This window comes from Sideroxydans sp. CL21 (genome assembly GCF_902459525.1).
GTDB lineage: Bacteria > Pseudomonadota > Gammaproteobacteria > Burkholderiales > Gallionellaceae > Sideroxyarcus.
Genome location: NZ_LR699166.1, coordinates 2,943,245 through 2,964,841, shown reverse-complemented (window position 1 = coordinate 2,964,841; position 21,597 = coordinate 2,943,245). Strand labels below are relative to the sequence as shown.

The 21,597-nt window shown below is 56.3% G+C and carries 17 protein-coding genes; 9 read left to right on the top strand and 8 right to left on the bottom strand.

All coding sequences use genetic code 11. The features are described from left to right. The first annotated feature begins 7 nt into the window (after window positions 1-7). Both QOY30_RS14015 and QOY30_RS14010 read left to right on the top strand, forming a co-directional pair. Complete coding sequence (locus QOY30_RS14015; protein WP_283745234.1) at window positions 8-2,335, top strand: cyanophycin metabolism-associated ABC transporter; 2,328 nt, start codon at window positions 8-10, stop codon at window positions 2,333-2,335. Continuing rightward, a complete protein-coding gene (locus QOY30_RS14010; protein ID WP_283745233.1) occupies window positions 2,332-2,802 on the top strand; it encodes a cyanophycin metabolism-associated DUF1854 family protein in 471 nt (156 codons plus the stop codon). The genes QOY30_RS14015 and QOY30_RS14010 overlap by 4 nt, the downstream gene beginning before the upstream one ends. Before the next feature lie 60 nt (window positions 2,803-2,862). On the opposite strand, the gene QOY30_RS14005 is transcribed toward QOY30_RS14010, so the two are convergent. Together QOY30_RS14005 and QOY30_RS14000 are read right to left on the bottom strand one after the other, a co-directional pair. Next, window positions 2,863-4,227: a sensor histidine kinase gene (locus QOY30_RS14005; protein ID WP_283745232.1), complete on the bottom strand. Its 1,365-nt coding sequence runs from the start codon at window positions 4,225-4,227 to the stop codon at window positions 2,863-2,865. Next, the gene (locus QOY30_RS14000) at window positions 4,211-4,894 is read right to left on the bottom strand and encodes a response regulator transcription factor (RefSeq protein WP_283745231.1); all 684 of its coding nucleotides are present in this window, start codon (window positions 4,892-4,894) and stop codon (window positions 4,211-4,213) included. Before QOY30_RS14000 ends, QOY30_RS14005 begins: the two co-directional genes overlap by 17 nt. A 232-nt stretch (window positions 4,895-5,126) precedes the next feature. Between QOY30_RS14000 and QOY30_RS13995 the strand changes: the two genes are divergently transcribed. Genes QOY30_RS13995 through QOY30_RS13985 form a run of 3 tightly spaced genes read left to right on the top strand, consistent with a single transcriptional unit; the run spans window position 5,127 to window position 11,157 of the window. Then, entirely contained in the window at window positions 5,127-6,359 is a 1,233-nt protein-coding gene (locus QOY30_RS13995) for an efflux RND transporter periplasmic adaptor subunit (protein WP_283745230.1), read from the top strand. Between the two features lie 2 nt (window positions 6,360-6,361). After that, window positions 6,362-9,541 (top strand): efflux RND transporter permease subunit, encoded by a 3,180-nt coding sequence (locus QOY30_RS13990; protein ID WP_283745229.1) that lies wholly within the window; start codon window positions 6,362-6,364, stop codon window positions 9,539-9,541. After that, complete coding sequence (locus QOY30_RS13985; protein ID WP_283745228.1) at window positions 9,538-11,157, top strand: efflux transporter outer membrane subunit; 1,620 nt, start codon at window positions 9,538-9,540, stop codon at window positions 11,155-11,157. The genes QOY30_RS13990 and QOY30_RS13985 overlap by 4 nt, the downstream gene beginning before the upstream one ends. A gap of 84 nt (window positions 11,158-11,241) precedes the next feature. On the opposite strand, the gene QOY30_RS13980 is transcribed toward QOY30_RS13985, so the two are convergent. From QOY30_RS13980 to QOY30_RS13965, 4 genes are all read right to left on the bottom strand, one after another. After that, window positions 11,242-11,967: a UDP-2,3-diacylglucosamine diphosphatase gene (locus QOY30_RS13980; protein ID WP_283745227.1), complete on the bottom strand. Its 726-nt coding sequence runs from the start codon at window positions 11,965-11,967 to the stop codon at window positions 11,242-11,244. Window positions 11,968-12,049: 82 nt separating this feature from the next. Then, window positions 12,050-12,538, bottom strand: a complete 489-nt coding sequence (locus QOY30_RS13975) for a peptidylprolyl isomerase (RefSeq protein ID WP_283746074.1) — start codon at window positions 12,536-12,538, stop codon at window positions 12,050-12,052. Window positions 12,539-12,638: 100 nt separating this feature from the next. Further along, entirely contained in the window at window positions 12,639-13,838 is a 1,200-nt protein-coding gene (locus QOY30_RS13970) for a L,D-transpeptidase family protein (protein ID WP_283745226.1), read from the bottom strand. After that, entirely contained in the window at window positions 13,805-14,881 is a 1,077-nt protein-coding gene (locus QOY30_RS13965) for a nuclear transport factor 2 family protein (protein WP_283745225.1), read from the bottom strand. The genes QOY30_RS13970 and QOY30_RS13965 overlap by 34 nt, the downstream gene beginning before the upstream one ends. A 161-nt stretch (window positions 14,882-15,042) precedes the next feature. On the opposite strand from QOY30_RS13965, the gene QOY30_RS13960 reads away from it, so the two are divergent. The 4 genes from QOY30_RS13960 (at window position 15,043) to cysS (ending at window position 19,234) form a co-directional block, all read left to right on the top strand. Then, complete coding sequence (locus tag QOY30_RS13960) at window positions 15,043-16,722, top strand: glutamine--tRNA ligase/YqeY domain fusion protein (RefSeq protein WP_283745224.1); 1,680 nt, start codon at window positions 15,043-15,045, stop codon at window positions 16,720-16,722. Then, window positions 16,719-17,069, top strand: coding sequence for a DUF4870 family protein (locus QOY30_RS13955; protein WP_283745223.1), 351 nt, complete (start codon window positions 16,719-16,721; stop codon window positions 17,067-17,069). The genes QOY30_RS13960 and QOY30_RS13955 overlap by 4 nt, the downstream gene beginning before the upstream one ends. Window positions 17,070-17,270: 201 nt before the next feature. After that, a complete protein-coding gene (locus QOY30_RS13950; RefSeq protein ID WP_283745222.1) occupies window positions 17,271-17,561 on the top strand; it encodes a GIY-YIG nuclease family protein in 291 nt (96 codons plus the stop codon). 218 nt (window positions 17,562-17,779) lie between these two features. After that, window positions 17,780-19,234, top strand: a complete 1,455-nt coding sequence (gene cysS, locus QOY30_RS13945; RefSeq protein WP_283745221.1) for a cysteine--tRNA ligase — start codon at window positions 17,780-17,782, stop codon at window positions 19,232-19,234. On the opposite strand, the gene QOY30_RS13940 is transcribed toward cysS, so the two are convergent. Together QOY30_RS13940 and QOY30_RS13935 are read right to left on the bottom strand one after the other, a co-directional pair. Then, complete coding sequence (locus QOY30_RS13940) at window positions 19,231-19,968, bottom strand: type II secretion system protein (protein ID WP_283746073.1); 738 nt, start codon at window positions 19,966-19,968, stop codon at window positions 19,231-19,233. The two genes, cysS and QOY30_RS13940, sit on opposite strands and share 4 nt — an antisense overlap. Further along, complete coding sequence (locus tag QOY30_RS13935; protein ID WP_283745220.1) at window positions 19,965-21,512, bottom strand: hypothetical protein; 1,548 nt, start codon at window positions 21,510-21,512, stop codon at window positions 19,965-19,967. Before QOY30_RS13935 ends, QOY30_RS13940 begins: the two co-directional genes overlap by 4 nt. Window positions 21,513-21,597: the final 85 nt, after the last annotated feature.

Here is a 21,597-nt window from a genome sequence, read left to right as displayed (position 1 = left end):
GTCCAATATGGCGTCTGTAGTAAACTCGCACTTAGTGAACCTTCATACAATTCCCCCCCTCTCTTCAGACAAACAGGTCTCCGATGCATGGCATAAGGCGCTGCAAGCCCGCCTGTCCGCCCGGGAAAAGATCCATGCCAGCCTGGAAGCCAATCTGGATGAGCAGTTGAACTACGCCAAGCGCCTGATTCTGCTCACCAACCAACGACTGATCGGCTTGACCTGGCCCGCCCTGGAATTTTGCGAATACCCTCTGGGTGAAGATTTGGCATTGAAGCAGCGTGATCATGCGGGCATCGGGTGCATCGAATTGTTTGCCGCCGGGACACGCCTGGCCTGGTGGCGCTACACCATGGCACACGACCCGGAAGCCACGCGCTTTGTGCGGCAGTTTGAACAGGTACTCGGGGGCTTTCTGGGCGGTCATCCCGTCGTTGATGCGCAACCGGTGTTGTGCCCGCAGTGCCTGATGCCGCTGGCGCCAGGCCAGGATGAATGCGCGTACTGCGATGTCGAAGCGGAGGCACCGCCCTCGAGTTGGGTGTTGCTGCGGTTATGGCGATTCGCCAAACCCTACCGGTGGCAACTTCTTGCCGGTTTTCTGCTGATGCTGGCCTCGACCGCCGCCACGCTGGTTCCTCCGTATCTGACCATGCCCCTGATGGACAAGGTGCTGATCCCTTATGAAAACGGGTCGCCCATCAATACCGACATGGTGACGCTGCTGCTCGGCGGATTGTTCGGTTCGGCATTGCTTGCGTGGGGACTGGGCTGGGCGCGGACATACATCCTTGCCCTGGTCAGCGAGCGCATCGGGACCGATCTGCGCACGATCACTTACGACCATCTGTTGCACTTGTCGCTGGAATACTTCGGCGGCAAGCGTACGGGCGACCTGATGGCGCGCGTCGGTTCGGAATCGGACCGCATCTGCCTGTTCCTGTCGCTGCATCTGCTGGATTTCGCCACCGATGTGCTGATGATCGCCATGACGACGGCGATCCTGATCTCGATCGACCCCTGGCTTGCGCTGGTGACCCTGTTGCCGCTGCCGTTGATCGTGTGGATGATCCACTCGGTCAGGCAAAAGCTCAGCACCGGCTTTGAAAAAGTCGACCGTGTCTGGTCGCAAGTCAGCAATATCTTGGCCGACACCATCCCGGGTATCCGCGTCGTCAAGGCATTCGCGCAGGAAAAACGCGAGTCGGCACGTTTCCATCAGGTCAACCAGAACAATCTGGCCGTGAACGACCGCATCAACAGGATATGGTCGCTGTTCTCGCCCAGCGTGACCCTGCTTACCGAGATCGGTTTGCTGGTGGTGTGGGCATTCGGCATCTGGCAAGTGACGCACAACAAGATCAGTGTGGGTGTGTTGACCGCTTTCCTGGCCTACATCAGCCGTTTTTATACACGCCTGGACTCGATGAGCCGCATCGTTTCGGTGACGCAAAAAACGGCTTCGGGTGCCAAACGCATATTTGACATTCTCGACCGCGTTTCCAGCGTGCCCGAGCCGACCAGGCCGCAGCATCTGCACAACATCATTGGGCGTATCGAAATACGCGAAGCCGGGTTTCGCTACGGCAACCGCGCCATCATCAAAGATATGAACCTGGTCATCGAGCCCGGAGAAATGATCGGACTGGTGGGGCACAGCGGCTCCGGGAAAAGTACCCTGGTCAATCTGATGTGCCGCTTCTACGATGTCAGCGAGGGCTCCATCAGTATTGACGGCGTGAACATCCGCTCGCTGCCGATTGCGGAATATCGCCACAACATCGGTCTGGTGCTGCAGGAGCCCTTTCTGTTCTTCGGGTCCATTGCCGAGAACATCGCCTACGGCAAACCGCATGCAACCCTGGCCGAGATCGTCGCGGCTGCACGGGCTGCGCACGCCCACGAATTCATCCTGCGGCTGCCGCACGGTTATGACTCGCTGGTGGGCGAACGGGGGCAGGGACTGTCGGGCGGAGAACGCCAGCGTATTTCCATTGCACGCGCATTGTTGATCGACCCGCGCATCCTGATCCTCGATGAGGCGACTGCCTCCGTTGATACCGAGACCGAACAGGAAATACAAAAGGCGCTGGATAATCTGGTGCGCGGTCGCACCACCATAGCGATCGCCCACCGTCTGTCCACCCTGCACAAAGCCAACCGGCTGGTCGTGATGGACCGGGGGGAAATTGTCGAAACGGGCAGCCACGATGAACTGATGCAACGGGAGGGAGCCTACTTCCGTTTGTACCAGGCCCAGGCCCGCAATGTGGATGCCGATCTGGATGACCAAAGCATCTCGGCTCCGGAAGAGGACAAGGAGTCAGCCGAATGAACAATCAGGACTTCACGCTGACTAGAAATGCAGCCGGCCGCCTTGTGCTTGCCGGTACTGAAGGCGACGTTTACGAAGGTGTCGTCCCGGTGCGCGCCTTTCCCATCAGCGCACCGGAAGAAGGGGTGTCATTGCTCGGCGAAGATGGGCACGAGCTGCGATGGATAAGCAGGTTAAGCGATCTGCCCGAAGCGATGCGCGCATTGATCGAAGCCGAACTTGCACAGCGCGAATTCATGCCGGAAATCACCCGCATCAGGCAAGTCTCCAGCTTCGCCACGCCGAGCAAGTGGCAAATTTCGACCAATCGCGGCGATACCGAACTGCTGCTCAAAGCGGAGGACCACATCCGCCGCCTCACAAATTCAACGCTGCTGATCACCGACGGATACGGTGTGTCGTTCCTGATCCGGAATATCGGCGTCATGGATCACCATAGCCGAAAACTGCTGGATCGATTTTTGTAGCGACGGTGCCGGGTTAATGCCGGGACTTGCTACATGGCAGAGAAAGAGTTTGGTCCGGCCTTAGAATTGTTCCGACTCAAAGGAAATTCGAATGAGCAATCCTTTGCCATTGCCGGGGGGGTCCAAATTAACCCTTGCACTGTGAATGCGCGCGATCTCGCTGACAATTGCCAGTCCCAGCCCGCTTCCGCTTCCATTCGCATTGCGGCCGCGGAAAAAACGCTGAAGCACTTTTTCACGGTCATCCTCCGGGATTCCCGGTCCGTCATCTTCCACTTCAAGGATTGAAGCGTGCCCCGAGGTAAACGTTCTAACCGTTATTCGGGCGTTCTTGCCAGCATGCTCTATGGAATTGTGAATCAGATTTGACAGCATTTCTTGCAGAAGAACGGTCTGTCCATTCACAAAGGCAGTATCCAGTTCAAATCCCAGATCGACACCCGACATGATCGCCTGATGAGACCATTCATTTGCAGCCCAGGAGGCAATTTCCTTCAAGTCCACGGGCGCGAAATCCGACTTTATCTGAACGCTCGGATCGGCGCGGGCAATGGTCAAAAGCTGGTTCGCCAATTTGGTCGCGCGAGTGGCCGAGCGATTCAGGCGTTCCAATGTGGAATGCAACGACTCGGGATGAGGCTCCAGCAATGCCAGTTCCGATTCGGTCTGGAGAGCGGACAGGGGGGTGCGAAGTTGGTGGGCGGCGTCGGCAAGAAACGATTTTTGCGCTTTGCTTGCCTCGTTCAACCGATGGAACAGCTGATTGAGTGCGGTCACCAAAGGCTGTACTTCACCCGGAATTTTGGGAACGTCCAGCGGACGAAGGTCGTCGAGAGAGCGTTCCGCAAGCTGGGCGCGAAGTTCCTGCAGGGGACGCAAGCCGTGACGCACGGCAACCAGTACTACTGCCGCAGTGGTCAGACCCAATGCGACAATCGACAAAAAAGTTGCGATGAGTGCCTGAAGATGAAGTTTGTTCCGCTTGACCAGCGTTTCCGCGATGCGCACTTGACATGTATTTGGCCCGCAGGCCACGCCATATATCAGCATGCGGATTGATCGGCCGCCGATCTGGCGATCCACGTATCGTGACTCCCCCGGGGAGATTTCCTCTTCGAACGTGTTAAGCCCCGCATCTCCCGCAATGATTTTTCCCTCGGGGCCGATTACCAGAAAGAATTCAGTATCCAGTTGGTCCGTGCGCAGCAGGTGTTCGGTTTGCGGCGTCATGTCGAAGCGGACCTGGCCATCTTCCACTTTCAAGATTCTTGCCACTGCGATGGCGTAGTCCCCAAGTTGATGGTCCATCTCCTGTTGTGCAGGTATGAGCACCAGCCCGTACTGGACTGCTGCCACGATGGGCATGATTACAAGCAGAGGCACCAGCAGCCAGAGCAGCAACTGCCGTTTAAGGCTGGGTATCATGGGCCGACTCCTCCACCAGGTAGCCAAAGCCGCGAATCGCCCGAATGGAAATACCGGTATTGGAAAGTTTGGTGCGCAAACGCGAAACATAAACTTCAATTGCGTTGCCCGATGGCGTTTCATCCCATCCCGAAATCGCCTCCAGAATCTGTTCCTTGCTGACCACCTTGCCTATATTATTCAGAAGATATACGAGCACTGCCCATTCCCGGGGCAACAGCTCTATCGGCTTGTCGGCCAAAAAGGCCCGTTTGGCAATCAAATCCAGCCGCAATGAGCCCAGGTGCAATTCATTATGCTGGCGCGCATGAAAGCGCCGGGTGAGCGCCTGAATGCGCGCCAGCAACTCGGTCAAGGCAAACGGCTTCACAAGGTAATCGTCAGCGCCCAACTGGAGGCCATGCACGCGATCTTCTACAGCATCCCTTGCCGTAAGCATCAGGATGGGCATGCCCTTGCTTTCACTGCGCAGGCGTCGCAACGCCTCGAAACCATCGATACCGGGCAATCCCACATCCAGCACCACCAGATCGTAAGTTACCAGCTTGACTGCATTGGGAATGGACTCCCCGTTACTCAGCCAATCCACAGCCCAACTCTGGGAGCGTAACGCCCGAGCCGTAGTCTCTCCCAACGATGGATCGTCTTCCACCAATAATATGCGCACTGACAACTCCGTCTGGTTTTTTGCCTGCTACCTGCTCTGGTTCCGTCAATAGTTTACCCGTGCAACTTCGGGAAAATACATCATAAAGAAGTTGTTTACAAAGAAACCCGGCGTTGTCAGCTTCCTGAAAGGTTGGGTACAGCATCCTGCAAGGTTGCTCATTTAGACTGCTACAGGTTTCCCAATTCAGCGCCTGCGGTTTAGCGCGCGCCAAACTCCAGAAAAAAATAACATGACCAGTCACACTGACAAACCCGCCAACAAAATCATGCGCAGGGCACAGGGCTTGCCTCAAAAAACGCAGATTCTGATTGTCGTCGGCATGGCGCTGTTCCTTTTTGCAGGGGTTTATGGAATCAATTATCTGACCAGCAAGCAGGCACCGCAGCCTGTGCTTGCGGCACCACCCGGCACTTTCATCGCGACCAAGTCGCAGCTGGAAAATCTCAAGATCGCTCCTGTCCAGACGATGAGTTTCCGCAGCGAGCAGATTACCGATGGTGTCATCGCCTATGACGATGACACCACGACCCCGGTATTTTCTCCGTTTTCCGGCCAAGTCACTCGTGTCATGGCAAAACTCGGCGATGCGGTCCGCAAAGGCGATCCGCTCATGACCGTGGCCGCTTCAGAATTTGCACAGGCGCGCAGCAATCTGATCAATGCCCGTGCGCAGTTAAACCTGGCTACCGCGACAGAAAAGCGCCTGCATGGGCTCTATGAGGCGAAAGCGGCGGCCCTGAAAGACTGGCTGCAAAGCCAGGCCGATCTGACTGCCGCCGAAAGCAATCTGCAGGCTGTGCAGAATCAGCTGCGCATACTGGGTAAATCGGATAGTGAAATCAATGCCCTTGAGAATGAGAAAAACGCATCCGGTGTCAGTCCGGAAGTACCGGTACGTGCGCCGGTGTCCGGTACCGTCATTCAACGCCAGGTCGGACTCGGGCAGAACATTCAAAGCGTGTCTGCGGGCGCAGGCAACCCTGTATTTACGATCGGCAATCTGTCCACAGTGTGGCTGGTTGCCAATGTGAGAGAGGATGATGCGCCGCTGATGCGAGTCGGCCAGGCGGTGGAAGTGCATGTTCTGGCCATGCCCGAACGGATTTTCCGGGCAAAAATCTCATGGGTCGCTCCGGCGGTCGATCCGAACACGCATCGGTTGCCGGTGCGCGCCGAAATCAGGAATGGCGATGGTGCGCTGAAGCCGATGATGTTCGCCAGTTTCAATATCGTCACCAGCAATGAGGTGAGCTCGATAGGAATACCTCAAAGCGCAGTCGTGTACGAGGGAAGCGAGGCGCATGTATTCGCTGCAAACGACGACGGCACTTTGGTCGTACGGCCAATTCGTGTGGGAAGAGTGACCGGCGACATGCTTGAGGTAACTTCCGGCCTGACGGCCGGGGACAAGATCGTCACTCGTGGCGCACTATTCATCGACCGCGCAGCCGAAGGGAACTGACAATGAATCGTGTCGTTGTCTTCGCGCTCAAGCAGCGGATTGCGGTCATCATCATGCTGGTGTTCCTGCTTGCCGTGGGAATCGCCAGCTTTATCAGGCTGAATATCGAGGCGTACCCGGATCCTGTTCCGCCGCTGGTCGATATCATTACCCAGAGCAGCGGTCAGTCTGCCGAAGAGATTGAGCGCTACATCACGATCCCGCTCGAGATTCAACTGGCTGGCATCCCGCACGTAACGACGGTACGCACTATTTCGTTGTTCGGACTTTCCGACGTCAAGGTGCAATTCACCTACGACCTGACGTACAAGGATGCCGAGCAGCTGATCCTCAACCGGCTGTCCCAATTGCCGCCGCTGCCCAATGGCGTCATGCCGCAAATATCACCGACCAGCCCGATAGGCGAGATACTGCGCTACCGCGTGTATGGCCCGCCGGGATACTCGGTGCAGGATTTGAAAACGATCGAGGACTGGATGCTGGAGCGCCGCTTCAAGGCTGTGCCCGGCGTGATCGATGTCAACGGCTGGGGCGGCAAGACCAAGGATTACGAGATCACCATCGATCAGGCCAAGCTGGCCCGCTATGGACTGACCATACCGCTGGTACTGCAGGCGCTCAACAACAGCAACATCAATGTCGGTGGACAAACCGTCAATTTCGGAGCACAGGCGGCGGTGGTGCGCGGTGTCGGATTGATTCATTCGATGGAAGACATACGCAACACGATGCTGGTGTCGAATAACGGCGCGCCTGTGCTGATCGGCGATATTGCAACCGTCAGCGTCAACAACCTGCCGCGCTTGGGAATTGCGGGCAACGATAACGATGACGACATCGTGCAGGGCATTGTCCTGATGCGGCGCGGCGAGCAAAGCACCCCGACAATCCAGCGCGTGGAAGCCGAGCTTGAAAACATCAACAAATCGGGAATATTGCCGCCGGGCGTGCATATCGAACGGATCTACGACCGCAGCGAGTTGATCGGCATCACCACGCATACCGTCCTGGAGAACCTGATATTCGGCATCGTGCTGATATTTATTGTGCAATGGGTGTTCCTGGGCAACCTGCGCAGTGCGATTATCGTCAGCGCGACGATTCCGTTCGCCATGTTCTTTGCGATCATCATCATGACGATACGCGGCGAATCGGCCAACCTGCTGTCGGTGGGAGCGATCGATTTCGGGCTGATCGTCGATGCGACGGTGATCATGGTGGAAAATATTTTCCGCCATCTTGCGGAAAGCAAAGAAGAGCGGGAAGCGGGCACGCCGCTCTTCATGCAGCACATATTTCCGGATACTTCGCTGCACGGAAAAATGGCGCACATTGCCTATGCCGCCACCGAAGTGAACCGGTCGATATTCTTTTCCGCAGCCATCATCATTGCCGGATTCATCCCGCTGTTTACCCTGAGCGGTGTCGAGGGACACATTTTCGGGCCGATGGCCTCGACTTATGCCTATGCCATCGTCGGCGGCCTGATCGCCACTTTCACGGTATCGCCCGCATTGAGCTCCCTGCTGTTGCCGGCACATGTCACCGAGACCGAAACGATCGCGGTACGGTGGATGCGGCGCGCCTACACACCGCTGATCGAGTTTGCCCTGCTTAACCGGATACTGATGCTGTCCGGCGCTGCGCTGCTGGTGATTATCGCGGGTTTTGCCGTGCATTCCTTGGGGCTGGAGTTCTTGCCCAAGCTCGAAGAAGGCAATATGTGGATACGCGCATCGATGCCCGACTCGATTTCGCTGGAAGAGGGTAACGCCTACGTCAATCGCATGCGTACCTTGCTTAAAAATTATCCCGAAGTGAAAACTGTCATTTCACAAGATGGACGACCGGATGACGGAACCGATGCGACCGGTTTTTTCAATGCGGAATTCTTCGTGCCGCTGAATCCATTCGACACATGGCCGAAAGGCGTGGACAAGGAAAAGCTGACCGAGGAAATCAGCTCAAGGATGCAGGCGGAATTCCCCGGCGTTGAATTCAACTTTTCGCAATATATCGAAGACAACGTGGAAGAGGCTTCGTCAGGGGTCAAGGGACAGAATTCGGTCAAGTTGTACGGTAACGATTTGGCAAGCCTGGAAAAAACCGCACAGCAGATTCAAACGGTGATGTCTACGGTGCCAGGAATTACCGATTTGTCGATTTTCAAAGCGCTCGGTCAGCCGACCGTCAAGATCGACATTGACCGTGGGCGTGCGGCACGGTACGGCTTGGCTCCGGGAGACATTAATGCAACGGTGCAGGCAGCCATAGGAGGCCAAGCGGCGGGGAATTTGTACGAGGACGGCAGCGACCGCAACTTTCCGATGGTGGTACGTTTGGCGCCCAATTATCGCCAAAGCCTGGCCTCGATCAGGCGCATCACCATAGGCGCGCCAAATCCGAACGGCAACGGAGTTGTCCAGATTCCGCTAACCGATGTTGCCAAGGTGAATCTGGTTTCCGGCGCATCCTTCATCTACCGGGAAAAACAGGAACGCTACATACCGATCAAATTCAGCGTGCGCGGCCGCGATCTGGGCAGTGCGGTGATGGAAGCGCAACGCAAAGTGGCAGAACAGGTCAATCTTCCGAGCGGTTACCGGCTGGAATGGGTGGGTGAATTCGGTCAGCTGGAAGATGCGATAGCGCGCCTGAAAATTGTCGTTCCCCTGAGTCTGGGGCTCATCTTGTTGCTGCTGTTTTTCAATTTCAATTCGATTGCCGATACCTTGCTGGCTGCCAGCGTGATGCCGATGGCATTGATCGGCGGAATTTTTGCACTCTATCTATCCGGCACCTCGTTCAGCGTGTCCGCGGCAATCGGATTTATCGGCTTGTTCGGTATCTCGGTCATGGAAGGGATCATCGTGCTGACCTATTTCAACCAGATGCTTGAGGCCGGGATGGGGCGCTCGCAGGCGATTCTTCATTCCTGCCATACCAGACTGCGCCCCGTGATGATGACATGCAGCGCGGCATGCGTCGGCTTATTGCCGGCGGCTTTTTCAACCGGGATAGGTTCGCAGGTACAAAAACCGCTCGCGCTTGTGGTGGTGGGAGGCATCCTGTTGGCGCCGGTGCTGATCTTAATCATCCTGCCTTTGCTGATTGATTTGTTCTCCAGGCGTAAATCTTTGCCTGAGATCAAGACTGCTGTGGATTCGGGAGAAGCACGATGAAATTCGTATTTCGGCCTGAGAGCTGCAAATTTCCGTTGTCTGGCGATACCGGCCGACTCTGCCGGTACTTGGCTTTGCTACCCCTTGTTCTGGCAGCAGGCTGTGCCGTAGGTCCCGATTTCAAGAGGCCGGATGCACCCCGTGCCAACGCTTATGCACCGACCGGCGCAGTAACCGAAGCAACAGCGTCCGCACCGGTGCAGGCAGGTGAGTCGCAACGCTTCAATACCAAGGCGGATATCCCGTTTGACTGGTGGACGCTGTTTCAATCTCCCCGGATCAATTCCTTGATCCAGCGCTCATTCAAAGCGAATCCCAATATAGAAGCTGCCCAAGCGGCACTGAAACAGGCGCAGGAAAATGTCATTGCGCAACGGGGCTTTTACTATCCCACTGTCGGTGCCGGCTACTCTCCGTCCCGCAACAAACTTGCCGGGAATATGGGTGGAAACTCGCCGGGAGTGCAGGGCAATGGCAACGTTATTCAGACCTATTCGAATCCCGCTGGTCCTGCCCCGTACAACGGACCGGCTTACTACAACTTCCATGTCGCGCAATTATCCCTGGGCTTTGTGCCGGATGTGTTCGGCCTCAACAAAAGACTGGTTGAATCTGCCGAAGCGCAGAAGGATATGCAGAAGTTTCAGTTGGAGGCGACCTATATCACGCTGGCTTCAAATATTGTGGCTGCCGCCGTGCAGGAGGCTTCCTTGCGCGCCCAGATTGCAGCGATGGACAAGATCGTCGGCATCAACCGGGAAAATCTGGAAATCGTGAAGAAGCAGCTCCAGTTGGGAGATGTCTCCGAACTGGATGTTGCGCTGCAGGAATCTGCGCTGGCGCAGACCGAGCAAGCGCTGATCCCGCTCAAGAAGCAGTTGGAGCAAACGCGTGACCTGATCCGCGCCTTGGCGGGCAATTTGCCGAATGAAGATGTGGAAGAGAAGTTCGAACTTTCCGAATTGCATCTGCCGCAAGAGCTGCCGCTGAGTTTGCCTTCCCGGATCGTCGAGCAACGTCCCGATGTCCGTGCAGCGGAAGAACAGCTGCATTTTGCAAGCGCACAGGCGGGGGTGGCGATTGCCAACAGATTGCCGCAGTTCGCGGTAACGGCCGATGTGGGCGGAATGGCAGATACCCCGAGCTGGATGTTCCGCAGCGGGGGCGGATTCTTCAATCTGGCCGCCAGTGTCACCCAGACCATTTTTGACGGCGGAACGCTGCGTGCCAGATCGCATGCGGCAGAGCAGGCGCTGATCCAGGCCGGTGCCCAGTATCGCGGCACCGTCATCAGCGCCCTGCAGAATGTTGCCGATACGCTTTACACCATACAATCGGATGCCGACACACTGAAGGCTGCATCGAGGACGGAACAAGCCATGCTATCGGCCCGTGATCTCACCCGCAAGCAATTCGAGGAAGGCAATGTGAGTTATCAAACGCAGCTGCTGGCCGAACAAAATTACCAGCAGGCCGTGATCAATCTCATCCAGGCTCAAACCAGTCGCTTCGGCGACACGGCTGCGCTCTATCAGGCATTGGGCGGAGGCTGGTGGAATCGTAAAGATGCAGGCACTAAAGACACTGCATGTGAGGATTGCAAGCCGGGAAAATGAACTGCGCGTTGCGAGAATATGATTAACCGGTGCCGACAAGGTACTGCCCAACATGCTTTGCATAAGGGCGACGCTCGATTTGAGCTATATGTTCATCCACTCCAGGCCATGCGCATCGCCGCGCAGGATGGCTGCCTTGCCGCTGTCCCAGTCTCCCAGCACCCAGCGTTCGCAGGTGTGCCCGTCCGGATGATGCAGATGTTTTGCCGGACGGTGCGTGTGGCCGTGGATGACGCGCGGGTAGCGGTGCTCGCGTAGCAGGTTGTCCACCGCCGCCACGTTCACATCCATGATGTCCATCGCCTTGAGCCTTTTCTCGTTCTTGCTTTGCATCCGCATCTGTTCAATTTGGGCTTTGCGTTGTGCCAGCGGCTGTGCAAGGAATCGGGCTTGCCAGTCATCCTTGCGCACCTGTTCGCGGAAACGCTGATATTCGGTATCGTCGGTACACAGTGCATCGCCGTGGGTGAGCAGGGTGGGAGTGCCGTAGAGGTCTAGCAGGGTCGGGTCATTCAGCAACGTGGCATGGCAGGCAGCGCCGAGTTCCGCGTCCATCAGAAAGTCGCGGTTGCCGTGCATGATGTATATGTGGGTTCCGCGAGCATCCAGTCCCCGCAAAGCATCGGTGATGCGCCGATGAAACGGGTCGTTCAAATCGTCATCCCCCGCCCAGTACTCGAACAGGTCGCCCAGAATGTACAGTGCTTCGGCTTCGTGGGCGATACCGGTAGCGAAGCGCAGGAACAGCTCCGTGCTTTGCGGATGATCCGGGCTCAGGTGCAGGTCGGAGATGAACAGGGAGTGAGACATGGCGGGATTCAGGATTCAGGATACGGGATTCAGTTTGCCGCCCGCCGCTTTCACTGAATCCTGTCTCCCGTATCCTGTGTCCTTATTTAACTACTTCAGCGCTGGTGATGATGACGTCCTCTTTGGGCACGTCCTGGAAGAAGCCGCTGCTGCCGGTCTTTACCTTGCCGATGGCATCGACCACTTCCTTGCCTTCGACCACTTTGCCGAATACACAGTAGCCCCAGCCATCCTGCCCCGGATAGTCCAGGAAGCTGTTGTTCTTGGTATTGATGAAGAACTGGGCGGTGGCGGAATGCGGATCGCCGGTACGCGCCATGGCGATGGTATAGATGTCGTTCTTAAGGCCGTTTGCAGCTTCGTTCTTGATCGGGGCGTTGGTCGGTTTCTGCTTCATGCCGACTTCGAAACCGCCGCCCTGGATCATGAAGTTCGGGATCACGCGATGGAAGATGGTGTTGCTGTAGAAGCCGCTGTTCACGTAGTCGAGAAAGTTCTGGACGGTGACCGGCGCTTTTTCGGCGTCGAGTTGCAGGGTGATGTCGCCTTTGTTGGTATGCAGTTTTACCATTTTCATTTTTCCTTTGGTTGCGGGTGTAGATTCGGCTTGAGCTGGCAGGACGCTGAGTCCGGCCAGCAAGAATGCGAGAACGAGATGTATCAGTTTCATTTCAGGCTGCTCCTTCATAGACGATTTGCCAGCGACCGTCGCGTTTCATCCAGTACTGGCGTTTGTTCATGCGGTTGGAAAGGTTGTTGCTGTCGTAATCCTGCTCGAAGTTGACCACCACCAGGTTCGGCTGGCTGGGGTAGGGGAAGATGCTGACATTCGACATCTTCACCTTGATCCAGGTCTTGCCGGAATTGACCAGCCGCTTCTGCTGCGCGAAAGCGGGCAGGGCAACGCTGCCGGTGGAGAAGTCATGCGCGTAATGCGAGAGGTAGGCATCGGTGTTCAGGCTGGCCCAGTCGCTGCGCCACTGTTCGATCGCTTTCAGCAGCGATGCGCGGTCGGCACGATCCGCATCGTCGCTCCAGTCGATCTTGCTGGCGATGATGACGGGCGTGATGCCGATCTGCAGATGGCTGCCGATTTCGTTGAGGTCGTTGTTGGCCAGCACCACGCAGCCGTTGCTGGCGCGCGGCGGGCGGCTGTAGGTATCGCTGGGCGTGCCGTGCAGCCAGATGCCGTGGCCGTCGTGTCCTTCGCGCCTGTCCCATTCGTTGGGGTAGCTCAGCGGATAGGCGCCGGGGCCGTAGAAATCGGTGAGCTTGTCCTTGGTCAAATGCCCGTTGACGAAATACACACCGAGCGGTGTCTTTTGGTCGCCTTCGGAAACCTTGTCCGCGCCTTTCTTGCCGACGCTGATATAAAAGTCTGAAACATAGCGCGGCTCGCCGTTCACATTCTCGAACAGGTACAGCGTCGATTTTCCGGTGTCCACCACCACGGCATACCGCTGTGTGGGCGAGAGTTGCCACAGATACCTGGGTACGGCGATGGGCTGTTGTTGCTGTACCCGCTGCAGACGGACATTCGCCTCTTCGCGCAGATCCTGCACAAGATCGCGCGGCGCATTGGGCGCGTCGCCAAAATTGCTGATCGGTTTGGCGCGCGCCAACAGCAGGTCGCCCCTGACCAACTGCGCCAGTTTGTAATTGGGGTTGATCTTGAGCAGTGAATCGACTTCGTTCAGGGCGACATCAAGGTGATTCTCGCTAACGGCACGCAAGCTTTTGGCCATCCCGATTTCCATTTCACGCGAAACCGATTCTCCCGCCATAGCGGGTATGGCAAAAGAAAGCAGCAGCAGAGCGAGCAGACGATGAGGCATGGCTACTTGCCCGAACGCTCTTCTGCGATCAGCCATTGTCCGTCGGCTTTCTCCCAGTTAAGCGTCTTGTTGGAAACGACATTCAGATGGCTGGCGCGGTAGGTTTGTTTGAAGCTGACGCTGGCATGCTTGTCATCAACCACTTTGACCTTTGCGTCGCGCACTTCGACACGGATAGATTTGGGGGCGGCGATGCGCTGCTTGCGCTGCGCTTCCCATGCACTGCGGCTTGATCCATCCGGCGTCTTGAAATCCTTGGCATAGAAAGCGAGATATTTCTTGCTGTTCTTGGCCGACCAGGCTGCGGCCCAATCCTTGGTGCTGTTCAACAGTTCTGCACTGGGATCGGCGCTGATGGCGGCAACAGCGACTACTGGCTTTGCCTGTACAGATGTTACTACCGGCGCTGATGCCGGGGCTGAGATGGCCGCCGCGACGGAAGTGGCGACGGCAGCTGCGGAAACGGCAACCGGTGCAGAAGCAGCAACCGCAGAAGCGGATGCAGCCTCTGCCGTTACGGAAGCAGCCGGTTTGGCGGCCGTGCGCGGATTCTTGCTGAACAATTCGCGGATCAGTGCCAGCTTGGTTTTGGTGTTGGCATTGGCACTGCTGTTGGGGCCGCTCTTTTCAAGCTGCAGGGCGCGGTCGTAGGCCTGGCTGGCCATCTTGGCGTAGATGTCGCCCAGGTTCTCATGGGCGGTGGCATAGGTCGGATTGGTGCGGATCGCCATTTCCAATTGTTCCTTGGCTTTTTCGTACTGCCCCTGGCCGGCGTAAAGTACCGCGAGGTTGTTGTACGGTTCGGGCAGTTCCGGATAGTCCTGCGTGAGATTGCTGAAGACTGTAATGGCATCTGCCGTGTTGCCTTGGTCTGCCAGGATCAGCCCCTTGAGAAAGCGCGCTTGCGCATCTTTCGGTTTGGTGGCGAGGAAGGCGTTGACCTTATCCATTGCCTGGGTGTTCAGGCCCTGCTTGAACAGCTTGTTGGCGTCCTGGATATCATCTGCCTGGGCGGGAATGGCGATCAAAAACAGGATGCCCAACGCGGCGGCGCTGCTAAACAGTTTAAGCATATTCATCGTATGGTTTATTCCGGAAAAGTCGCTACGGCATGGCCGATTCAAAGAGTGCGCGATTCTACCAAATAAGTCACGTCCTTACACGGTTTGAGCTGAGGGATGGCGGGGCCTGATTTCGGGTAGAATTCTGTACCTTTCATGGCCACACTTTTGGAACCAAAATGAGCAGCAACGCCCCCGCTTCGTCCGCACCCGTTTCCAATTTCATTCGCACAATCATCGACGGCGACCTCGCCAGTGGCAAGCACAGCAGCATAGCCACCCGTTTCCCGCCGGAACCGAACGGTTATCTGCATGTTGGCCATGCCAAATCCATCTGCCTCAACTTCGGCCTGGCGCAGGATTACCACGGCCTGTGCAACCTGCGCTTCGACGATACCAACCCGGAAAAGGAGAGCGAGGAATACGCGCAATCCATCCAGGACGACGTGCGCTGGCTTGGGTTCCAGTGGAACGGCGAAGTGCGCTGGGCGTCGGATTACTTCGATGCGCTGTACGACTTTGCAGTCGAACTCATCAACAAAGGGCTGGCTTATGTGGACGATCTCACGCCGGACCAGATGCGCGAATATCGCGGCACACTGACCCAGCCCGGCAAGAACAGTCCGAACCGCGACCGTGGAGCGAAAGAGAACCTTGATCTGTTCACGCGCATGAGAAACGGCGAATTTCCCGATGGTGCCATGGTGCTGCGCGCCAAGATCGACATGGCTTCGCCCAACATCAATATGCGCGATCCGGTGATCTACCGTATCAAGCGCGCCCACCACATCCGTACCGGCGACAAATGGTGCATCTACCCGATGTACGACTACACGCACTGCATTTCCGACGCGCTGGAAGGCATCACGCATTCCATTTGCACGCTGGAGTTCGAGGACCACCGCCCGTTGTACGACTGGGTGCTGGACAACATCACCATCGCCTGCCATCCGCGCCAGTACGAATTTTCGCGGCTGGAACTGCACTACACCATCACCAGCAAGCGCAAGCTGCTGCAACTCGTCACCGAAAAGCATGTGAGTGGCTGGGACGATCCGCGCATGCCGACCATCAGCGGCATGCGCCGCAGGGGTTACACGCCGGAAGGCATACGCGAATTCGCCAAACGCGTCGGCGTCTCCAAGAGCGAGAACACCGTCGACATGGCCGTCATGGAAGGCGCGATCCGCGAAGACCTGGAGTTGCGTGCGCCGCGTGTGATGGCAATCGTCAATCCGCTCAAGGTGACCATCACCAATGCTGAAGGCGCACAGGCGCGCGAGGCTGACTTTCATCCGAACATGCCTGAACTAGGCAAACGGGTCGTGCCGTTCGGCAAAGAGTTGTTCATCGAGGCCGATGACTTTGCCGAAGTCCCTCCACCCGGCTGGAAGCGTCTTGTTCTCGGCGGTGAGATACGCCTGCGCCACAGTTACGTGATGCGCTGCGATGCAGCGGTGAAAGACGCGACTGGAAAGGTAATCGAACTGCGTTGCAGCATTGACCACGACACACTGGGCAAAAACCCGGAAGGGCGCAAAGTAAAAGGCGTAATCCACTTCCTGTCGGTTGAGCACGCACTGCCAGCCGAGATTCGTTTGTACGACCGCCTGTTCACGGTGCCCGAGCCGGATGGCGATAAGGAAGTGGACTTCTGCACCTATCTCAACCCGGCCTCGCTTATCGTGGTGCAAGGCTGGGTCGAATCTGCCGTGCGCGATGCCGCGCCGGAAACGCGCTACCAGTTCGAGCGCCTGGGCTACTTCTGCACCGACCGCCGCGACCATCAGCCCGGCGGCAAGCTGGTGTTCAATCGTACCGTGACGCTACGCGATTCCTGGGCGAAAGAACAGGCATGAGCGAAGAGTACAACGTGCTGGATGAGGAACGAACCAGATCGCTGAAAAGTCTCGTACAGGTCGTTTATGTGCTGTATGCGCTGTCTTACTTCACCGGCATCACCGCTGTCGTCGGGATCATCATCAATTATGTTAAACGGGAAGACGCTGCCGGAACCTGGCTGGAGAGCCACTTTCGCTGGCAGATACGCACCTTCTGGTTTGGCCTGTTGTGGGCCGTGATTGGAGCAGTGACGGTTTTCATCGCGATCGGCTTCGCCGTTTTGTTCGCCAACTTCTGCTGGATCATTTACCGCATCGTCAAAGGTTGGCTCAACCTCAACGACAACAAACCCATGACCATTTGATTACCCGTCATTCCGGCGCAGGCCGGAATCCAGTTATGAAAAAATATATCCGCGCGGCGGATACGAAACCAAAGGCATGATGAATTAAACCATTGGATACCGGCCTGATGACGCTACTAGCCATTCGACTAAGCCGGCAAACAACGCCAGCAAAGTCGCTGGTTATCCGCCGGTATGACGTAAAAGCCAAGAGGCGATTCGATGAGCAAGCAGCCATGTGTATATTTGCTAGCCAGTAAACGTAACGGCACCTTGTATGTTGGCGTAACCTCGGATTTGGTTAAACGGGTATGGGAGCATAGGAATCACGTTGTCGCCGGCTTCACCAAACAGCATGGAGTGGATCAATTGGTTTGGTACGAGGTGCATGAAACGATGGAATCTGCCATTCAGCGAGAAAAAGCAATCAAGGAATGGCAGCGAGCATGGAAATTGAAACTGATCGAAGAATTCAATCCTGACTGGAAGGATTTGTATGGCACGATTTGTTAGGCGCATTGAAAGGGGCATGCCGCTTAGCCCGTCATTCCGGCACTGCGTGTTGCTGGGGCTTTAGCCCCTTACAACCACGGCGTACCCCTTGCAGGTGTAGGCCGGTATCCAGTTAGAAAAATAATTCTCCGCAATGCGGAGGCAAAACCAAAGGCATATTGAATAACACCGCTGGATTCCGGCCTGCGCCGGAATGACGGCTCAGGAAGAAACGGAAAATGCTGAAAATCTACAACACCCTCGCTCGCGACAAACAGGAATTCAAACCCATCACGCCGAACAGCGTGCGCATGTATGTCTGCGGCATGACGGTGTACGACTATTGCCATCTCGGCCATGCGCGGGTGATGGTGGTGTTCGATATGGTGTACCGCTGGCTCAAGGCTTCCGGTTACGACGTGAGCTACGTACGCAACATCACCGACATCGACGACAAGATCATCAAACGCGCGGCGGAGAACAAGGAATCCATCCATGCGCTGACGCAGCGCTTCATCGACGCGATGCACGAGGATGCCGATGCGCTCGGCGTGCAACGGCCCGACCATGAGCCGCGCGCCACGCAATATATTCCGCAGATGCTGGAGATGATCGCGCAGCTGGAAAAGAATGGCTTGGCATACCAGGCGGCCGATGGCGATGTGAACTATGCCGTGCGCAAGTTCGAGGGCTACGGCAAACTGTCCGGGAAATCGCTCGAAGATCTGCGTGCCGGCGAACGAGTGGATGTGGCCGAGAACAAGAACGATCCGCTCGACTTCGTGCTGTGGAAGCACGCCAAGGACAGCGAAACGAACGAAGTGAAATGGGATTCGAAGTGGGGCAAGGGTCGTCCCGGCTGGCACCTCGAATGCTCGGCCATGGCCTCCGACATCCTGGGCAACCATTTCGACATCCACGGCGGCGGCGCTGACCTGCAGTTTCCGCACCATGAAAACGAGATCGCCCAGAGTGAAGGCGCGCATCAATGCCAATACGTGAACTACTGGATGCACAACGGTTTCGTGCGCGTGGACAACGAGAAGATGTCCAAGAGCCTGGGCAACTTCTTCACCATCCGCGAAGTGCTCAAGAAATACGATGCCGAAGTGGTGCGCTTTTTCATATTGCGTGCGCATTACCGCAGCCCGCTGAATTATTCCGACCAGCATCTGGATGATGCGAAGGGGGCGTTGACGCGGCTTTATACAGCGTTGAAGTTACCCCCTGATAGAACAACTAGCCATTCGACTAAGCCCGCAAGCGGGCAAGTCGCTGGTTATCTCCCACCGGGGGAGGATTGGGGCGGGGGAGAGGCCATTGATTGGAACACCCCCCACGCCGCGCGCTTCAAAGCCGCCATGGACGACGACTTCAACACACCTGAAGCCGTTGCCGTCCTGTTCGACCTCGCCAACGAAGCAAACCGTAATCAGTCAGTTGAAATGGCAATACAACTTAAAGTATTGGCAGGTGTATTGGGCTTGTTGCAACGCAATCCACAGGAATTTCTACGGGGTGAGGCTAGCGAAGGTGGTCTGGACGATGCCGCGATCAACACTCAGATCGAAGCCCGCATCGCCGCCAAGAAAGCCAAAAACTTCGCCGAAGCTGACCGTGTTCGCAAGGAATTGCTGGACGCTGGAATCGTGCTGGAAGACACGCCGCAGGGTACGACCTGGCGCAGAGCTTAAGGTAGCTTGCCAGCCGCGACCATGCGGTTGAACAGGGTGTTAGGTGAAACCCAGACGACCAGATCGTCATAGGTCGGCGTGAAATCGTGGCTGACGAAGGTCTTGAAAGTGGATGCATGCAGATTCGCGGCCTCATCCGGGTTTACCATGCCACCAAGGCCATCTTTCCCCGTAGAAAAAATTACCAAAGGCACGCCATTCGAGCTGAGCGAGGTATTGGGAGCGCAACTGTTCCAGCTGATGCCGGTGGAGGTGGTACATACTTGAAGATCTAGGGTTATTGATGGTTGCGTCCAAACGTTTTTCATGCTGCCCGCAATCGTGAACTGATTGGCGTACGAGGACGTTACCGCATAGCGTATGGGGTTGTTCCAGGCATCGACCACAAGACCTTGGCTGTTGACCGGCCCCAAGCCCAGCACCGCTGCGGGAACATAGCCGTCATTCGGGTGGTTGCAGACGCCACCGCCAATCGGATCTTCAAGTCCGTTGCTGGTAGCAGATGCCGGGCATGGCAAACGCTCGTTGATAATGGCAAAACCAATCAAGGCTTGCTGGATATCATTCAGTTGCTTGCGTGTTTCATTAGTTTGCCGCTGATCGATCTGGCTGGATATGGTTGGCACCAATCCGGCCATCAAGATCGTGGCAATGAGCAATACGACCGCCATTTCAACCAGTGTAAAACCTCCCTGGCAATTTCCATTTGATGAGTTGTTCGCTAATATTCTCATTTGCAATTCACATTGCCATCCAGGCATTGCACCAGATCGTTTACTGTTTGAAAGCTGGGGTCGATCGGGCGGAAGGTGTTGTAGGGCGGAATATTCGTAGAGTAGGCCTGCGGTAATAGATTGATAGGTTCCAAGTAAGCAGCGGCATTGGTGACAGTACGAGAAGGGGGTGAAGGAGGGGCGTCCGTGCTGATATATTTCCTGGAGACGATCGCGACGGCATGGTAACTGCCCGAACCTGTTGCGCTGCTTCCGCTTCCCGTGACAGAAAGGCAATTATTGGCGCAGGTCAAAGTTCCATTGGGCCGGAAACTATCTGCCACCTGATAGAACACCAGGTTTTTCCAGTCGTCCCAGTAGGTCCCTGCAATAAAACAACCCGTCGGCCACGCCATCGACATACTGGGATCTTCTGGAACCAGGATGCTGGACAGGGCGGAATTTGCGCTGGCAAGATTATTTTGAACGGTAGTATTACCATTATTATTTATGTTATCGCAACGGTTTGAATACTGGGCATATTGACCCGCATTGATCGCTGGATTCGTTACCGAAGAGGTGATTGCCGGGGCAGTTGGCTGGGCGCCTGCTACAGCCTGCGCAGCGTTTACCAGCGTCGTACCAGCATTAGCCAGGGCGTTCTGATTGGCATTTGTATCGCCGCCGGGTTGGAGGCATTGGTTGACGGCAGTTTGTACAGCAGCCAATGCGTTAAGCATGTTGATAATCTTGCTGTTGCTGGTGTTACCAACGTTAAGCGGTATATTGATCGTGGGTTGTGTCGGGACGCGGCCGAAAAGCGTCCCGCTGGCTGAAGTATAAGTTGTGTCGGAAGTGAGGGCTGGCCATGGATATTTGTTGGCAGAGCTGCCCGCATAGGTGTCCAGACAAGCTTTCACCTCCCGCACCAAGCGTTTTTCGACCGGCTGAAATATCTGGTCGGTTGTGATAGCGAGCAGATTGTCGTTATACGGAAAGTTGCTGCAGTCGTTGCTTGCTGACCTGACGGAGATTGGGGTCGGCCCGGTGGTCGAGATCGTGCTGAGTGTTTCCAGGTATTGATTGGCCGTCGCGGTGGAGGAGCGAGACTGTCCGCAGATCGCCGCACCCGGAGCAAAGATCACCGCAGCGACGTTGTTGAGGGTGATGGTGCCGGTCAGCGACAGCCAGCCCGGCGTATCGCTGTTGATCGGTTGCGCGGCATTGTTGTCCCGCAAGGTGGGAGAAAGCGCGTACCACAAATCTTCGCCATTGGCGTCGTGCAGTTCGGGAATTCCCAGCGTTTTCCAAGGCAGTCGGCCGATATAGCTAGGGCAGTGGCCACCGCTATATGTGGTCCCCGGTGCGGTACCCCACAGCGGACTGCCGGGAGCCGAATTGTCAGGGCAAGGCAGACTGCCCGGGTGGGATGCGTCGGAGACGGCGCGACCGATGAGGGCATCTTTGGCCTGCACCAATACATCTGCGGCCTGCTGATCGCGCGCCGATTTCATTGAAGAACTGCTGAGTGCCCCGACCAAAAACGTTATAACGCCGATGATCATGATGACAAGCATGATCATCATCGCCGCACCGCGTTGCCGCTGGATAGTCATGTTGCATATTATGCGCATGGAATTCATGGTGCGC

Bases quoted from the DNA above. Each gene is read 5' to 3' on its own strand.
- QOY30_RS14015 (WP_283745234.1), top strand. From the start codon at position 8: ATGGCGTCTGTAGTAAACTCGCACTTAGTGAACCTTCATACAATTCCC.
- QOY30_RS14010 (WP_283745233.1), top strand. From the start codon at position 2,332: ATGAACAATCAGGACTTCACGCTGACTAGAAATGCAGCCGGCCGCCTT.
- QOY30_RS14005 (WP_283745232.1), bottom strand. From the start codon at position 4,227: ATGATACCCAGCCTTAAACGGCAGTTGCTGCTCTGGCTGCTGGTGCCT.
- QOY30_RS13995 (WP_283745230.1), top strand. From the start codon at position 5,127: ATGACCAGTCACACTGACAAACCCGCCAACAAAATCATGCGCAGGGCA.
- QOY30_RS13990 (WP_283745229.1), top strand. From the start codon at position 6,362: ATGAATCGTGTCGTTGTCTTCGCGCTCAAGCAGCGGATTGCGGTCATC.
- QOY30_RS13985 (WP_283745228.1), top strand. From the start codon at position 9,538: ATGAAATTCGTATTTCGGCCTGAGAGCTGCAAATTTCCGTTGTCTGGC.
- QOY30_RS13980 (WP_283745227.1), bottom strand. From the start codon at position 11,967: ATGTCTCACTCCCTGTTCATCTCCGACCTGCACCTGAGCCCGGATCAT.
- QOY30_RS13975 (WP_283746074.1), bottom strand. From the start codon at position 12,538: ATGGTAAAACTGCATACCAACAAAGGCGACATCACCCTGCAACTCGAC.
- QOY30_RS13970 (WP_283745226.1), bottom strand. From the start codon at position 13,838: ATGGCTGATCGCAGAAGAGCGTTCGGGCAAGTAGCCATGCCTCATCGT.
- QOY30_RS13965 (WP_283745225.1), bottom strand. From the start codon at position 14,881: ATGAATATGCTTAAACTGTTTAGCAGCGCCGCCGCGTTGGGCATCCTG.
- QOY30_RS13960 (WP_283745224.1), top strand. From the start codon at position 15,043: ATGAGCAGCAACGCCCCCGCTTCGTCCGCACCCGTTTCCAATTTCATT.
- QOY30_RS13955 (WP_283745223.1), top strand. From the start codon at position 16,719: ATGAGCGAAGAGTACAACGTGCTGGATGAGGAACGAACCAGATCGCTG.
- QOY30_RS13950 (WP_283745222.1), top strand. From the start codon at position 17,271: ATGAGCAAGCAGCCATGTGTATATTTGCTAGCCAGTAAACGTAACGGC.
- cysS (WP_283745221.1), top strand. From the start codon at position 17,780: ATGCTGAAAATCTACAACACCCTCGCTCGCGACAAACAGGAATTCAAA.
- QOY30_RS13940 (WP_283746073.1), bottom strand. From the start codon at position 19,968: ATGAGAATATTAGCGAACAACTCATCAAATGGAAATTGCCAGGGAGGT.
- QOY30_RS13935 (WP_283745220.1), bottom strand. From the start codon at position 21,512: ATGATCATCGGCGTTATAACGTTTTTGGTCGGGGCACTCAGCAGTTCT.